The sequence below is a fragment of the Polaromonas sp. YR568 genome, from assembly GCF_943369415.1.
In the GTDB taxonomy this organism is placed as follows: Bacteria; Pseudomonadota; Gammaproteobacteria; order Burkholderiales; family Burkholderiaceae_C; genus Polaromonas.
Genome location: NZ_CALRNF020000063.1, coordinates 1 through 14,193 on the forward strand (window position 1 = coordinate 1; position 14,193 = coordinate 14,193).

Below are 14,193 nucleotides of genomic sequence, written 5' to 3' on the forward strand. Positions count from 1 at the left end.
GGTGGTGCTCACATCAGAGTGGCCCAGCAGTTCCATCCATCGCTGCCAGCAAACCGGCAACTTCGTCCTTGGTCAGCACTGAGGGAATCCGCCGCGCGCGGGTCGGTCGGTTGATGTTGTCGAGCCAGGGCAGATCGACGCCAAGCATCTCCCGGTATAAAAACAGCAACGCGCTCAGGGCCTGCTTGTGTGTGGACGCTGACACCTTGCGTTCCGTGGCCAACATAGTCAGAAAGTCCTCAACCTCCTTCGCCCCCATGTCGCGCGGATGCTTCAAACCATGCCAGCGGATGAAAAAACGCACCCAGTACACATAGAGCTTCTCGGTGCTGAAGCTATAGTGAAGATAGCGAATCCGCTCCCTGACCTGGTCGAGCAAGCGGGTCGATTGCAGCGGTGGGTTGCCGGGTTTCATGGAAGTATTTATACCTGTATGAAAATGCAGTGTATTTACCGGAAACCCAATAAACAAGAGGCTTTCGGACGATTTTTATGACGAAGTTAAACCTCAGCCGCCAAGTTAAGCCGCAGGTTTTGCGGTCTAAATTACGTTGAACATCATGCCAACAGCCGCTTTTCAGTCCAGATTCGATGCGTGGCTCGACAGCGAGTTGGCGCAGCCGGTGCCTGAATCTGTCATCGCATTCAATTTCAACCTCGCGGAACCGTGGTGTATCGAAATAGTCGGCTCCGACAGCTACAGCGACGAGGACTCCGACTGGGCTTGCGACGAGTCGTTTCGTTCCGCGAACGAGCCACTCGAACTCATTGATGTTGATGTCGGCCGCACATGGGCCGCCGTTCTGGAAGGCGCCAAGATTTTGGTCAGCGCCTATTTGTCGAAGCCAAGCACAGGCAGCGCGATTCTCCGAAAGGCAGAAGCAGTTACGGTGGGATTTGTCGATGGCGACTTGGAGCGGGTATGGCCGAAATGATGTTCAACCTTTCGCTCCAGCGGACGGCTTCGCCGTCCGCTGAGCTTGCACGTTAGCCCTCATGGAAACTTCGCTGTCTCATAACCAAGCTCTAGGCGAGGAACTTGCACGCGATGTCATGCGAGAAGCGGCGGCCCGCGATGTCTTAAGGCATAAACCCCACTGGCTTTTTGGAGCGTGGCCATATGTATTTTCCGGCCTTCCGGGTATCTGGGTCATTGTCGGGACTGAAATTGCAATTCCGGCTCGAGTTTGTATCGCTGTCGCGGTTGCCGCCGCGTTTGGACTCGCAATTGAACACTACAGGCTTAGCAAGAAGTTCAAGGCTGCAGTGGAAATTCTAGAAATCCAGGAGCGTAGGAATGAGCGCTAACTGGTCGGCCCACGCGGACGCGCAACTGCAGAGGGCGGCTTCGCCGCAGGTGTTGCGCCCCGGTGGCCTTCAACGTTAAACAACGGGCTTCATGAGTACCGCATCGGAATTCCAGTGCCGTCGCCGTCGAGCGGGCTTTCTTGCCGTGCCGTGGTTCGTCGTGGGCGTTTTAGGCCTTGTTGTCACAAACTACTTTTCGGTGTGGAAAGATTCGCGAGAAGTTATCTCGATTGCCTTTTTTGCCGTTGCAATTATTGGCGCAATCATCGGAGTCCGAATTTACCGCTGCCCAAATTGCAATAAAGTCCCAAATGACGACGGCGTGCCATTCAACCCGACAACTTGCCCGTCATGTGGGGTGCCTTTAAAGTGAAGATCGCTCTGTTTAACAGGTTCGTCGAATGGACCCACAACGGCGACCAGCGTGGTCACCTTTCTTCAATGCTGAGCGCGCCGTTGCGGCCCATTCACGGCCGACGTTAGACCTCACAGGAACCTCAGTCATGGAGCGAAAAGCCGCCGAAGAGATATTTGCTGCGTGCGAACTCGCCCTGTCCAGCCTTACGGAACTAGAGACTGCGATTGCTCAAGTCTCTGACAGTGAGGAACGAAAAGGGCTCATGCAAGCCCTTTCAAGGTCAATAACAGAAGTGCTAGCTGGCGTGAGAGCCCCAGTAGTAATTCAGTACAGAGACATCGAGCCGTTCGATCCGGAAGACGCAGCACCGTATGAACCAACAGAAGAAGAAGTAGGGCTTATGCGCGCGGCGCCGAAAGATGTCGAACGAGCTGTCGATGCCATGATCGTCCGCACATGCACTTCACGTTGGCAAAAGGTAGCGAAGATCGTTGGTAATCTAATCCCCGAACTCGAACAAGCAAGTACAGATATGCCTATCGCCTACATCCAGGCGCGCATGGATGAACTCGAAGATTCGGGGAAGGTCGAGATTGCGGGGGACGTGTGGGCCATGCGTTATTCCGAGATTCGCCTCGCGCAGAGCGAAGCGAGTGCGGCGTGAGGTTTATCCCTTCCATCGAGAGGACTCGCCCCGGCAAGCTGGGTCGAGCCTCTCATGTCAAACGTTAAGACGCATGCAAACGCAGATCGTCGGATTCTGGGAGCTTCGTTCAAGTACGCCGGCAGTGAACTTCGGCGAGAGGGTACAGATGAACTTCAGTCCCAGTGGCCAGCTCACCTATGGAGCACTTGACGAGGGAAGGTGGCAGGTGATGCTGATGTCTTACCGAGTCGAAGGCGCTACCCTGATCACCGACCAACCTAGCAGTCCACGCGAAGAGTCGACGAGCTTTGCGCTCCTCGATGACCGAACGCTTCAGCTGAAATTTGGCGGGAGCGCATGCGTTTTCGAGAGAGTACCCGCACTCTCGTTTGAGTTGGACAAGCATTAGGACCCGCAGGCCATGCGTCTTAACCCTTCGGCCAACACGGAACCGCAACTACAGGCGTCGGCTTCGCGTCAAGTGTTGCGGTCCGGTTGCCTCAAACGTTAGGCCTCACGATGAGTTCTCCGATACTCGCGAGCCACTGGTGCCTTGTTGGAAACGTAGGCGGTGTTCGATCCGCACCCCAACCGGAAAGCGTGCCGGGCACACACCACTACAGCGGTGGCACCAAGGTCTATTGCTTGCCCGCGCAGTGGGGCGACGGCTACGAGAAGATCGTAGCAATTGGACGGCATAGAGGCTCAAAGGAGTTCTCGTGCTTGGTGATGCCTGCCAAGGACATCGCCAATTGGAGGGCTCAAGTCATTTATGCACCGGCCGTCCTTCGCGTAATTGAAGGGTGGTGCTCCGTCCAAGGCCGTTGCACTTGGAAATCGCGGGCTGAGGTGGAGATGTACCTCCAACTTCTACTTGCACCAACTTCAGTCGACAATGAGCCTAACCATCCCTTCCAGCGGACCCGCCTACGGCGGTCCGCTTAAGTCAAACGTTAGGCAACATGAAGAGGCCTCTCTCGTTCGCGCATCCTGAGTTAAGTCTTGGCTTCGACTGTCTGGACTGCGGCATGAACACGGCTGAGACTGAGCAGTACTACATGGTCCGAGATGGACTTTGGATATCGGCGAATCACCAAGTGGACGGGGTGCTTTGCCTGCATTGCTTGGAAAAGAGGCTGGGCAGGGGCTTGCGCGCGTACGACTTCACTTTCGCACGCATTAACCAGAACCAAGGACAGGTAAGTCCTGAGCTTGCAGAAAGACTTGCTCGCAAGGCACGGCAAAAAGTCCGAGTTTCCGCGTCTCTTCGGCGTAGGATGTTTTCTCGATGAGAAGGCACGGCCTGCCTAACAGGTCCGTCAACCCTGACGCCCAGAGGCGTCCGGCCGCCACGCGGCCACCTTGGGTGGGCGCCGGTTACTTCCAACGTTAGACCGCATGGATTCCCGTCTCCGAACACTTATAGCGGACTACCAGAGCTCGGTGGCACGGGCCATTGATTTGTTGCAAGAAGCTGGCATCGGATTGCCTGCGAGCAACGTTGAGTGGGCATGCAACGGAATTTCTCAGCGCGGCCAACTGTCAGGGCGCTCAGACTACATTAAGCACGGCTATGGTTGCGTTGTACGCTTTCCGAGTCACAGCGTGGATTTTGATTTTGGGGCAGAAGGGCAGACGAACGGCTTCGATCTTTGGCGTCTCTCATGCTTTGCTGAAGACAAACTCTCAGTCTACCGTTTCACCTCAGAAGAGGAACTGAAGCACGTGTTCGAGGAGAGCGTGCGCGCCGGTGAGATCGTGTACTCCGGGTACATCCTTCATTATCTTGCAGGACACGCGTTCTAACAGAGCGATCGACACGGACACGTTGCAGCAAGGGGCCGCACGGCGCCGTTGGAAATCGTTCACCGTGCGGCCCCTTGCCGCAACGTACCGGTCACTTCTACGTTAAACATGATCTATCGAGCCGTTCTCGTATGCGATGGTGTTCCGAAGGACGCTGGCTCGGAGGCTGCCATCGACATCGCGAAGGAGTTTGCGGAACATCGCAAATGGCACGCGACAGTTACATGCGCCTGGGACGGTTCGCGACTCACACTTACCGCCGAGAACGACCACGACCCAAAAGGGTTGGCGCTCCTCGACGAGTTCTCAGATTGTTTGTCTGCGTACATAGCTGGCGGATTTGACGGTGATCTGAAAGTCAAATCGATCGATGAAGTGAGCGATCATGTCTGACAGGCTCGTCGAACGGACCCGCAACGGCGGCCGGCGCGGTCGCCATTCTTGAAAGAAATCAATCAATTACAGAGACATGGAGCGGGTGAAGGGAATCGAACCCTCGTATGAAGCTTGGGAAGCTGCCGTTCTACCATTGAACTACACCCGCGTTTGGGTGGCTGCTGATGAACCACTTGACGCTGAAGCCGCGCCAGGAGCGGGCTCGCGGCGATTTTACACCCCGGTTTCCGCTTTCAAGTACGCCAGTAGGGCTCGGGCAAGTGCGGCAGCGAAAGCTCGGGCTGCTCCTGCTCTCGCAGCGCCGCCTGCAGCCCGTGCTGCAGCTTGCCGGGCTGGTCCATGCCGGCGCAGATCGCTTCGATGTGGGCGCGCGCGCTCACGCGGTCGTTGTGCACGCCAAAAACCGTTTGTGCTTTTTTGAGCCAGTCCAGCCAGTCTTCGGTGGCCTGGGCGTCGTAACGGCCGGCGATGAATTCCGTGAGGTAGCGCAGCTTCTTGGCCTTGATGCGCAGGTTGTGCAGGCGTGGGGGGCTCAGGTGTTCCAGCCGGGGCAGGGCTTGCCGCAGCTGGTGTTCCAGTTTGTCCAATTGGTCCGTCAGTGCGTCATAGGGCACCGGGTTGTCTTCGCTGTCCGGTTGCGCAAGGCAGCGGCCCAGCTGCAGCAGCAGGCGCTGGGTGTCGCGTTCCTCAAGGGCGGCTTGGGCTTGCAGGCGGGCGGTGGCCTGGTGCAGGCCGGCAGCCTCCTGCAGCTTCTGGCGCAGGGCGGCGTCGTTCAGGCCTTCGGCCAGCGGCGGCCAGGTTTCTTCGATGAAGACGTCCCAGTCGCGCGCGGTGCCCAGGCGCTGGCCCAGCGCGCGCAGGCTGTCTTGCACGGGCGCCAGCGCTTGCTGTTGCCATTGGGCCGCGCGTGCCAGCGGGCCGCAGGCCACCCGCAGCCTTCGCACGGCCACACGCAGCTGGTGCAGGTATTCGCTGTCGTAGTGGTCGCCTTGCGGCTGGGCCAGGAAGCCGGCTTCGTTGGCTTGCCAGTGGGCGAGGGCGGCTTCTATGGCGGTTCGCGCCGCGGCGCGTGCATCCTCGCCCTGGGGCGTGTCCGGTGTGGCGGCCTTGGCCGGCGGGGCCGGCGCGGCGTCCTGGGCCAGCCGGCCGCCGCGTTCGGCCTTGCTGCGGTTGTCCAGCACCAGCGGGTGGCGTTCGACCAGCAGTAGGGCGAGGGCGAACACATCGTCCACCGTCCCGCTCTTGAGTTCCAGCTCCACCTCGCACAGCGCTTCGCTGCGCTCCCCGGCCAGGATCTCGCCTTCGTCGATGGCGACTTCGATGACGCCGCCGGCGGCGCCGGTGATGTGGCGGATCTCGCGCTTGAAGCGGGTGCGGAACTCGGGCTGCAGCTGGTTCTTGAGGGGCTCCAGCACGGGCCCAAAGGCCGTGCCCGCCAGCGGCGCCCATTCCAGCGCCGGGCCGGCGACGGGGAACTCGATTTCCTCGCGCTGGTGCAGGCCCGCGCGGCTGCCGCCGCCGCCCTTGGCGGTCTGCAGCCAGCGCTTGCCGTCGCTGCGCAGGCGCAGGCCTATGCGCGCCTGGGCGAGGGCGCGCTGCGGCGTGTCGAAGTAGATGTTGTCCAGCTGATGGTGGGTGGCGCGGGTGCCGCCCCACAGCGGGTCGGCGCGCAGCGCGGCCAGCGCGGCCAGCGCGGCAGGGGGCAGCCTGAGCTTGAGTTCGATTTCCATGGGGATGTGTATGCGGCGGTGAATGGGCGGTGCGGCAGGCCATGGTACTGCGCGGCCGCCCGCATGGCGAGGTGAAGCGAGGGCAGAGGCGAGCCCCGCTGTAATCACAAAGGTGTATCCATAGGTTACTATCGCTCGACCGTGCTCCACGCCGGCCGCCCCGGTGTCAAAGCCGCCCTTCGGGATGCAAGAAGAATTGTTTTGAACGAAACCAATTTATTCAGTCCTAGCGAATACACCGCCGCCTTGCTGCTGTACCTGCGCAAGCACCCGGCGCGTGTGCAATCGTCGCGCGCGCTTGAGATGGGCCCGGGCAGCGGCGTGATCATGGCGACGCTGCTGGCGCTGGGCGCGCAGAGCGCGCTGGGCATAGAACTCGAAGCACTCGCCGTGCAGGCGACGCAAAAATTGCTGGACCAGGAAGGCCTGCAGGCCAATGCCAGCCTGCTGCAGGGCGACATGTGGGGCGTGTGCGGCGACGCGCGCTTTGACCTGGTGGTGACCAACCTGCCGCAGTTCGCGGCCGAACACATCGAGGGCGACGGCCGGCTGCCGACCTGGAGCGCGGGCGGCCCCGACGGCCGCCGCTGCGTGGACCAGTTCCTCAAGGGCCTGAGCCGGCACCTGGCGCCCGGCGGCCTGGCGGTGATGACGCACAACGTGTTCCTCGACTTCGCCAAGACGCAATTGATGGCCGACGCCTTGGGCCTGCAGGCGCGCGTGGCGTACTGCGCGTCGGCGCCTTTGCCGGCCTACAAGCTGGCCAGCATGAGCGCCGAGGTGCTGGCGCGCTTTACCGGCCTGGGCATCCACAAGATGGGTGATTTCTGGTTTGTTGACTTTGACCTGGTGGAAGTCAGCTGGAAGCATGAGGACGCTTGATGCGAGTTGGCGGCATGGATAAAGGCGGCATGGGCGTTGGGGCGGCCTTGATGCGCGTCTTGCGGGCCGCCGGCCTGGCGCTGCTGTGTTCCCTCGCCGCGGCCCAGGGCACGCCGCCGCCGTCCTCCATCCCGCCACCGGCCGGCCCGCAAAAAGCCAGGTCCTGCGACGACACGGGGGACGTGCTGTCGCGCGTGCTGTGCACCAAAACCCTGCGGGTGGGCGTGCGCACCGGCTACCCGCCGTTCGCGTACGAAGACAACAACATCCTGCAGGGCTTTGAGATCGACCTCGCGCGCCACCTGGCGGCCTCGCTGGGCGTCGCGCCCGATTTTGTGGTGGTCACGCCCGCCAACCGCCTGGCCCTGCTGGGCGAGGGGCGCATAGACCTGGTCATCGCGACCATGGGCCACACCCTGCAACGGGACCAGGAAGCCATCTTTGTCAGGCCGCACTACTACCAGTCGCAGACCATTGTGCTGGGGCGCAAGGAGCTGGAGATCGGCGGCCTGGTCAAGCTGCGCGGCAACACCGTCTGCGTGACGGTGGGCAACAGCACCAACGCCGAGCTGTCGGTCAACGGCGCACGCCTGAAGCTGTTCGACAGGGCGGCCAGCCTGGTCGATGAGCTGCGCCTGGGCGGCTGCTCGCTGGTCGCGCAGGACGACAGCTTTTTTGCGTCCTATTTGCAGCAGCCCGCCTTCGCCGCGGCCTACGACACCAAGTTCGGCTTCGCGCCGCTGCCCTGGGGCGTGGCCGTGTCGCGCGAGGGCGGCGCGCGCCTGGCCGACGTGCTGGCGCTGTCCATGCAGCAGCTGCACATCTCGGGCGCGCTGCAGGCGCTGGCCCAAAAATACGGCGTGGATTCGCCCTTCCTGGCGCAGCAGCGCCAGCTGTGGTCCAGCAGCCGCTGCTCGCAGATCACCTCGCTGGGCGACCCGGGCTGCGTGATGAAGCCGCTGGACAACCAGCTGGAGCCCACGCCCTTCGCGCACAAGGTGGACCGCCTGGAAAACACCATCCAGCAGGCCACCGGCATGAAGGTCACCCTGGCCATGTTCAAGACCTGGGTGGCCTTTGACCTGTTGTTTGAAGGCGTCTGGTTCTCCCTCCTGCTGGTGGCGGGTGCCGTGCTGGCGACCTGGGCGCTGGCACTGGCCTTCGGCGCGGGCCTGACCTCGCACACGCGCTGGGTGCGCTGGGCCGTGCGCGGACTGCTGTGGCCGCTGCAGTCCACGCCGCTGATTCTGCTGATGATCCTGGCCAGCGTGCTGGTCGGCGCGTTTGGCGCCACCTCGCCCATCGTCTCGCTGTGCGCGGCCGTGCTGGTGCTGGGCCTGTTCAACGGCAGCAACGCCGGCCAGGCCGTGGCCGAGGCCATGGTCACGCTGCGCGAGGAACGCGCGCCCGCGCAGCCCGCCCTCAGCGCCGCGGTCTACCGGGCCCGGGCGCAGATCGTGGCCTTTGTGGTCAATGCCACCCGCGGCAGCCCGGCCGCCTCGGTGATGGGCGTGCCCGAGCTGCTGTCGGCGCTGACGGACGTGGCCTCCTTCTCCAGCGAACGCATCACCACCTACACCTTGCTGCTGGTTTTCTACATGGTGCTGGTCGCGGTGGTGCACAAGCTGGCCGACGTGTGGCAGGCGCGGCTGGCCCTGAGCCGGGGTTCCTATGCTTGAGCTGCTGCCCCGTTTTATCCCGGACTTCCTGGCCGGCCTGGTCGTGAACTTCCAGATCGCGATCTGCGCGCTGCTGGGCGGCATGCTGCTGGGCGCGCCGCTGGCCTTCGCGCGCTTTCGCAACGGGCTGGCCGCCGCGCCGGCCGCCTGGCTGGTCGCGCTGATGCGCACCGTGCCGACCTTTGTGGTGATGTTTTTCCTGGTCAACGTCGTGCCGGCCCTGGGCGCGGCCGGCCACCGCCAGTTCGCCATGACGCCCTGGCTGGCCGTGGTGCTGTCGCTCACGCTGTATGCGGCGGCCTATGTGTCCGACCACGCGGTCGAGGCCATGCGCCAGCTGAGGAGCGGCTCGCCCGTGGCGGCCATGCTGTTTGTGATGGGCCTGGTGCGCGCGTTTTTTGTGATGGTGCTGTCCTCGGGCTTCGGCGCGGCGGTGGGCGTGGTCGAAGCCACCACCATCACGCTGCGCGCGATTGAAACCCTGCCCAAGGTCGGCGACAGGCTGTTGCTGATCGCGCTGGTGATCGTGATCTTCACCGTCTGCTTCCAGCTGATCTACCACGCCATCAACCACATGCGCGGCAAGCTGAACCGGCGCTTTCACCGGCCGGTGCAGGCGGCGCGGCTGGAAGGGGCTGAGCAGCCTTGAGGGGCTGCGCGGCCGACACAGCTTTAAACGGCTTGCTGGCTCGCGCCAAACCATCGCGTCGTTTGCATGAGCAACTCTTTGGCGTCGGGTGTCGACTCGCTTGCCCAGCCGACGACGCCATCCGGGCGTACGAGCACCGCGCTCAGGCCGAAGCGGGTGTCGGTGCTTGCATGCGCGTAGGCGATGCGGTCTTTCCAGGCGCCGGCGATGGGGCTCAAGGTGTCCGCGCCGAACTCGAGCAACAAGCCCTTTCCGGCACGCAGGCAGTCAGCCAGTTTTCGGCCGCCGGACACTTCGAAGTCCGGCGCGCTTCGACCGACCAGGGGGTGCGCATGGCCAAGGTCATACCGCAAGGTCGCACCCCATACCCGCTCGGCGAAATAGGTCGCACCGTCCTGCGTCTCCATGAGGTCGCGCATGATGCTTGCGAGGGCGCGTGAACTTTCGCCCGGCCGCATGAGCGCGACCTGGGCACGCGACCAGTCCAGGATTTGCGCACCCACGGGGTGGCGCTCGGCGGCATAGCTATCCAGCAGCTCGCCGGGCGCCTCGCCCCGAAGGGTGGCGGCAAGCTTCCATCCGAGGTTCATGGCGTCTCCCAATCCCAGGTTCAGGCCTTGCCCGCCCAGCGGTGAATGGATGTGTGCGGCGTCACCCGCGAGCAGTACCCGTCCTTTGCGGTATTGCCCGGCCTGAAAAGCGCGGTCGGTCCACGTGGTGGCGAGCGTGAGCGCCGTGACCGTGACGTCGGCGCCGGCGACACGGCGCAGGACCGACTGCACATGCTCCAGGGTGACAGGCTGGCCCCGGTGAAACGCGCCCCCGTCAAAGTCAACCATGGCAAGGGTTCCCGGAGGCTGGAAGGTGTAGACCCCGGTGGGGGTGTACTGGCGCCCCGGCGTCAGCTTCTCCGGGTCGGCCAGCCCGACTTCGACCGAGTAGCCCGTGAACTCCGGCTGTGTCCCCGCAAAATCAAAATCACCGGCTTTGCGCACGGTGCTGCGGCCGCCATCACATCCGACGAGCCAGCGGGCGCGAAAGGTGCGGGTGCCCGCGAGAACATCCACGTGTTCGTCCGAAGCGCTGAACCCGTCCACGGCAACACCTCGCCGGATCTCCGCCCCCAGGGCAGTCGCATGCGCAGCCAATACGGCTTCGAGGTCCGCCATGGTCGAAGCCATGGGCGCGCTGGCCGGGCTGGCAAGGCAATAGGGCCACCGCTTGCTGTCGATGTTGTCCTGGAAGAACTGGATACCTGCGAAGTGTCCGCCGGGGCGCCGCGCCTGCCCCATCCAGTGCGCGACAGGCACCGGCTTGCTGCCGGGGTCATTGGTTCTCTGCAACTGCAAGGCTTGAACTTCTCCCAGGAGTCCTCTGCGATAGAGCGCTTCGACCGTGGGAATGGAAAGCCCGCGCATGCCAAAGGGAAGGGCCTTGAGCGGAGAGTCCGGGTTGCCGGCCTGTTCGAGCACCAGGACGGATGCGCCGCCCAGCCGCAGTTCACCGGCCAGCAGCAAGCCAACCGGGCCTGCCCCGACTATCACGACGTCATAGATGGAAGAATTGTTCATGTCCGCTCCTGAGTGATGTCCGGCCGGAGCAGCTCGTCGATGTTGAGAGCCACACGGACGAACATGGGACGCCTGTGCGGCATCCGTGTTCGTCGTGGGGCCTCCGGCGATGTGCGGAGGCAGAGCTCTCGTTTCTGAAAGGACCTGGACTGACCATACCAAGTCTGCCTTTTTCGACAGCCCGAGTGTAGCAAGGCCTCCAGCTCACCCGGAACAGTCCATGGCCGGGTCGTGGCAGCGGCCGGATAAAAATCAGGGCCGCAGGTAAGCCCAGCCTTCGTGCTGCTTCTTCATGATCTCGGTCACGCCGGCGGGCACATAGCTGATGCCGGTGAGCATGTCGTCCTTGGTGAGCTTCTGGCCGCGCATGGTGTTTTCGCAGGCGGTGACCTTGACGCCGGCTTTGGCGGCGTCGGCGATGCGGGAACCAGTGGGGGATTCGAGCTTGAGCATGCTGATGCCGGGGCCGTAGGCGACGATCTCGATGTCGACGTTGGCGGCGCCCACGTCGTCCTGCAGGTTCTTGGCGTTGTTGAGCGCCAGGTTCCATTTGGCCGGGTCGTTGTCGCTGACCTGGATCACGATGCCCTGGCGTTTGGCGGCCGTGGACTGGGCGTAGGCGCTGCCGAGGAGCAGGGTGGCGAAGGCGGCCGTGGCGCCGGCCTGGAGTACGAGTCTGCGGTTCATGGGGAAGGTCTCCTGAAGGGAGGCTTATTTCAACACAATGCCTGAATGAAACAAGCCCCCCAACCCGGTTTGCGGATTGGGGGGCTTGCGTGTAGCGGGCTGTCCAGGCGGGGCTTGTTATTTGCCGCCGGTTGCAGGCACAGCCGCCGCGGCCAGGGGCGTTGCCGGTGCATCGCCGCCCGTATGGATCACATGGTCCGGCGCCTTGATCAGCTTGCGCACAAACACCACCACCTGCCAGACGACCAGCGTGCCTATCATGGCCAGCAGGGTGCCGCTGATGGGGCGGTTGACGAAGACGTTGAAGCTGCCGCGGCTGAGCAGCATGGCGCGGCGGAAGTTCTCTTCCAGCATGGGGCCCAGGATGAAACCCAGCAGCAGCGGCGCGGCTTCCATGTCCAGGCGCAGGAAGAGGTAGCCGACCAGGCCGAAGACGGCGGTGGTGTAGATGTCGTCCAGGCTGTTGTTGATGCTGTAGGTGCCTATGCAGCAGAAGAACAGGATGGCCGGGAACAGCACGGTGTAGGGGATCTTGAACACCGACAGCCAGTAGCGCACCAGCGGCACGTTCAGCACCAGCAGGAAGCAGTTGCCTATCCACATGCTGGCGACCAGGCCCCAGAACAAATCGGGGTGGGTGGCGATCATGTTGGGGCCGGGCTGTATGCCCTTGACGACGAAGGCCGCCATCATCAGCGCCATGACGGCGTTCTCGGGAATGCCGATGGCCATCAGCGGGATGAAGCTGGTGCGCGCGGCGGCCTCGTCGGCTGCGGCCTGGCCGGCCACGCCTTCGATGCAGCCGGTGCCGATCTCATGCTTGTACTTGCTGAACTTCTTGTCGGCGGCGTAGGCGGCGAACTGGGCGATGGTGGGGCCGCCGCCTGGCAGTATGCCCAGGACGGAGCCGATGATGCTGCCGCGCAGGGCGCTGGGGATGATGCGCTTGAACTCGGGCCAGGTCGGCATGAGCTTGATCTTGCCGTTGAAGGGCGTGAGCACGTTCTTGTTGTCGAGGTTTTTCACGACCTCGGCAATGCCGAAGCAGCCCAGCGCGATGCTGATCAGCCCTATGCCGTCCATCAGGAAGGGCAGGTTCATGGTGTAGCGCGCGACGCCGCTGTTGACGTCGGTGCCGACCATGCCGAGCAGCACGCCGACCATGGCCATGGCCAGGCCGTTGAGCAGGCTGCCGCTGCTGACAAAACTCACGCAGAAGAAACCCAGCAGCATCAGTGCGCAGTAGTCGGCCGGGCCGAACAGGAAGCCGACTTCACCGAGCGCGGGCGCCATGGTCGACAGCACGATGATGGCGACCGTGCCGCCTATGAAGCTGGAGACGCCGGCCGTGAAGAGCGCCAGGCCTGTCTTGCCCTTGAGCGTCATCTGGTAGCCGTCTATACAGGCCACGATGCTGCTGGCATGCGGGATCTTCATGGTGATGGCGCTCACGCTGTCGCCGTATTGCGCCCCGTAATAGATGCCGGCCAGCATGATGAGCGCGCCGCCCGTGGGAATCGAATAGGTCAGCGGCAGCAAGAGGCTGATGGTGGACAGCGGGCCCAGGCCGGGCAGCAGCCCGATGAGCGTGCCCACCGTGCAACCGATGGCGCAGTACAGCAGGTTTTGCCACGTCAGCGCGTGTTCAAAACCGAAGGAGAGGTTGTGTAGGACTTCCATATCAGTGCAATCTCAGTACAAAGGCAGGTTAAGGCCGAGAAGATGCTGGAAACCAAAGGCCACCGCGATCAGGCCGGCGGAAATCTTGATGTTCCGGACCACGGAGTACGAGGTGCCGGCGAAGGTGGAGCAGAACACCAGGAAGACGATGCCCAGGATCATGTTGATGTACTGGGAGATCACCGAAAACCCGACCAGGCTCAGCAGGATCAGCGCGATGTTCTTGACGCTGTAGTTCAGCGGCACGGGATCGACGAAGTGCGCGCGCACCAGCGTGAGCAGGCCGATGACGAACAGGAAAGAACTGACTATCAGCGGGAAAAGGCCGGGCCCCGAGCGGCTCAATTCGCCCATCGTGTAGTTGAACGACAAGAGGCCGAAGAGCAGGGCGATCGCCATGAGGCACAGGCCCCTGACGAAGTTGCGGTTGTTCATGTTCATGGGAAGCGCCTCCGGGCTGGGGCCGGCTCGGCCTGGTTGTTGAACGAGGGGTGGTTCATCCGTGTCTCCTGCTAATGTCCCGTGCTCTTCGGTCCTGCACAGCGCAGCCGGCGGGGCGTTCGGGTTGGAGGGGATGTTAGGAAGCGAGGCTTCCAATCGGCTTTCGTTTTGCGCGGCCGATACCAAAATACGTGTTATCACTAACAGGGTGAATGCCTCGAAAAAAGCCGCTCCCTCTCCCGCTATCCTGTCCCCCCTCCCTCTGGGAGAGGGCGCAATACCAGGCTGATTGAGACTTGCGCGAATCACCGCCAATCCTCTTTACCGTTCGCCCTGAGCCTGTCGAAGGGTCCAAGCCCT

13 protein-coding genes, 1 tRNA gene and 1 pseudogene are annotated in these 14,193 nt (G+C 62.8%); 8 read left to right on the forward strand and 7 right to left on the reverse strand.

Features of this window, described 5'->3' with window-relative positions; all coding sequences use genetic code 11:
• Window positions 1-31 precede the first annotated feature (31 nt).
• Window positions 32-427 (reverse strand): annotated as a pseudogene (locus ACLV74_RS24585) (phage integrase N-terminal SAM-like domain-containing protein); the annotation flags it as partial.
• A 133-nt stretch (window positions 428-560) separates the two neighbouring features.
• On the opposite strand from ACLV74_RS24585, the gene ACLV74_RS24590 reads away from it, so the two are divergent.
• The 5 genes from ACLV74_RS24590 to ACLV74_RS24610 all read left to right on the forward strand — a co-directional run bounded on the left by ACLV74_RS24590 (window position 561) and on the right by ACLV74_RS24610 (window position 4,511).
• The gene (locus ACLV74_RS24590; RefSeq protein ID WP_411882050.1) at window positions 561-935 is read left to right on the forward strand and encodes a hypothetical protein; all 375 of its coding nucleotides are present in this window, start codon (window positions 561-563) and stop codon (window positions 933-935) included.
• Window positions 936-996: 61 nt separating this feature from the next.
• The gene (locus ACLV74_RS24595) at window positions 997-1,308 is read left to right on the forward strand and encodes a hypothetical protein (RefSeq protein ID WP_411882051.1); all 312 of its coding nucleotides are present in this window, start codon (window positions 997-999) and stop codon (window positions 1,306-1,308) included.
• Between the two features lie 503 nt (window positions 1,309-1,811).
• Window positions 1,812-2,330 carry a DUF3658 domain-containing protein gene (locus ACLV74_RS24600; protein ID WP_411882052.1) on the forward strand — a complete coding sequence of 173 codons (519 nt, stop codon included), beginning with the start codon at window positions 1,812-1,814 and terminating at the stop codon, window positions 2,328-2,330.
• A 1,380-nt stretch (window positions 2,331-3,710) separates the two neighbouring features.
• Window positions 3,711-4,118, forward strand: a complete 408-nt coding sequence (locus ACLV74_RS24605; protein WP_411882053.1) for a DUF6896 domain-containing protein — start codon at window positions 3,711-3,713, stop codon at window positions 4,116-4,118.
• 108 nt (window positions 4,119-4,226) lie between these two features.
• Window positions 4,227-4,511, forward strand: a complete 285-nt coding sequence (locus tag ACLV74_RS24610) for a hypothetical protein (protein ID WP_411882054.1) — start codon at window positions 4,227-4,229, stop codon at window positions 4,509-4,511.
• 77 nt (window positions 4,512-4,588) lie between these two features.
• Here ACLV74_RS24610 and ACLV74_RS24615 read toward each other — a convergent pair.
• Window positions 4,589-4,662 (reverse strand) — tRNA-Gly (locus ACLV74_RS24615).
• An 85-nt stretch (window positions 4,663-4,747) separates the two neighbouring features.
• Window positions 4,748-6,244, reverse strand: coding sequence for a CHAD domain-containing protein (locus ACLV74_RS24620; protein ID WP_411882055.1), 1,497 nt, complete (start codon window positions 6,242-6,244; stop codon window positions 4,748-4,750).
• 201 nt (window positions 6,245-6,445) lie between these two features.
• Here ACLV74_RS24620 and ACLV74_RS24625 point away from each other — a divergent pair, with 201 nt between their 5' ends.
• Genes ACLV74_RS24625 through ACLV74_RS24635 form a run of 3 tightly spaced genes read left to right on the forward strand, consistent with a single transcriptional unit; the run spans window position 6,446 to window position 9,454 of the window.
• Window positions 6,446-7,126 (forward strand): methyltransferase, encoded by a 681-nt coding sequence (locus ACLV74_RS24625; protein WP_411882056.1) that lies wholly within the window; start codon window positions 6,446-6,448, stop codon window positions 7,124-7,126.
• Window positions 7,126-8,805 carry a transporter substrate-binding domain-containing protein gene (locus ACLV74_RS24630; protein WP_411882057.1) on the forward strand — a complete coding sequence of 560 codons (1,680 nt, stop codon included), beginning with the start codon at window positions 7,126-7,128 and terminating at the stop codon, window positions 8,803-8,805. Before ACLV74_RS24625 ends, ACLV74_RS24630 begins: the two co-directional genes overlap by 1 nt.
• Window positions 8,798-9,454 carry an ABC transporter permease subunit gene (locus ACLV74_RS24635; protein WP_411882058.1) on the forward strand — a complete coding sequence of 219 codons (657 nt, stop codon included), beginning with the start codon at window positions 8,798-8,800 and terminating at the stop codon, window positions 9,452-9,454. The genes ACLV74_RS24630 and ACLV74_RS24635 overlap by 8 nt, the downstream gene beginning before the upstream one ends.
• A gap of 23 nt (window positions 9,455-9,477) precedes the next feature.
• Here ACLV74_RS24635 and ACLV74_RS24640 read toward each other — a convergent pair whose 3' ends face one another.
• From ACLV74_RS24640 to ACLV74_RS24655, 4 genes are all read right to left on the reverse strand, one after another.
• The gene (locus ACLV74_RS24640; RefSeq protein ID WP_411882059.1) at window positions 9,478-11,025 is read right to left on the reverse strand and encodes an FAD-dependent monooxygenase; all 1,548 of its coding nucleotides are present in this window, start codon (window positions 11,023-11,025) and stop codon (window positions 9,478-9,480) included.
• Window positions 11,026-11,277: 252 nt separating this feature from the next.
• Window positions 11,278-11,712: a DsrE family protein gene (locus ACLV74_RS24645; protein WP_411882060.1), complete on the reverse strand. Its 435-nt coding sequence runs from the start codon at window positions 11,710-11,712 to the stop codon at window positions 11,278-11,280.
• Window positions 11,713-11,829: 117 nt separating this feature from the next.
• Window positions 11,830-13,392, reverse strand: coding sequence for a tripartite tricarboxylate transporter permease (locus ACLV74_RS24650; RefSeq protein ID WP_411882061.1), 1,563 nt, complete (start codon window positions 13,390-13,392; stop codon window positions 11,830-11,832).
• A gap of 12 nt (window positions 13,393-13,404) precedes the next feature.
• Window positions 13,405-13,827, reverse strand: coding sequence for a tripartite tricarboxylate transporter TctB family protein (locus ACLV74_RS24655; RefSeq protein WP_411882062.1), 423 nt, complete (start codon window positions 13,825-13,827; stop codon window positions 13,405-13,407).
• Between the last annotated feature and the right edge of the window lie 366 nt (window positions 13,828-14,193).

Coding starts and splice junctions, on each gene's coding strand:
- ACLV74_RS24590 (WP_411882050.1), top strand. CDS start 561: ATGCCAACAGCCGCTTTTCAGTCCAGATTCGATGCGTGGCTCGACAGC.
- ACLV74_RS24595 (WP_411882051.1), top strand. CDS start 997: ATGGAAACTTCGCTGTCTCATAACCAAGCTCTAGGCGAGGAACTTGCA.
- ACLV74_RS24600 (WP_411882052.1), top strand. CDS start 1,812: ATGGAGCGAAAAGCCGCCGAAGAGATATTTGCTGCGTGCGAACTCGCC.
- ACLV74_RS24605 (WP_411882053.1), top strand. CDS start 3,711: ATGGATTCCCGTCTCCGAACACTTATAGCGGACTACCAGAGCTCGGTG.
- ACLV74_RS24610 (WP_411882054.1), top strand. CDS start 4,227: ATGATCTATCGAGCCGTTCTCGTATGCGATGGTGTTCCGAAGGACGCT.
- ACLV74_RS24620 (WP_411882055.1), bottom strand. CDS start 6,244: ATGGAAATCGAACTCAAGCTCAGGCTGCCCCCTGCCGCGCTGGCCGCG.
- ACLV74_RS24630 (WP_411882057.1), top strand. CDS start 7,126: ATGCGAGTTGGCGGCATGGATAAAGGCGGCATGGGCGTTGGGGCGGCC.
- ACLV74_RS24635 (WP_411882058.1), top strand. CDS start 8,798: ATGCTTGAGCTGCTGCCCCGTTTTATCCCGGACTTCCTGGCCGGCCTG.
- ACLV74_RS24640 (WP_411882059.1), bottom strand. CDS start 11,025: ATGAACAATTCTTCCATCTATGACGTCGTGATAGTCGGGGCAGGCCCG.
- ACLV74_RS24645 (WP_411882060.1), bottom strand. CDS start 11,712: ATGAACCGCAGACTCGTACTCCAGGCCGGCGCCACGGCCGCCTTCGCC.
- ACLV74_RS24650 (WP_411882061.1), bottom strand. CDS start 13,392: ATGGAAGTCCTACACAACCTCTCCTTCGGTTTTGAACACGCGCTGACG.
- ACLV74_RS24655 (WP_411882062.1), bottom strand. CDS start 13,827: ATGAACAACCGCAACTTCGTCAGGGGCCTGTGCCTCATGGCGATCGCC.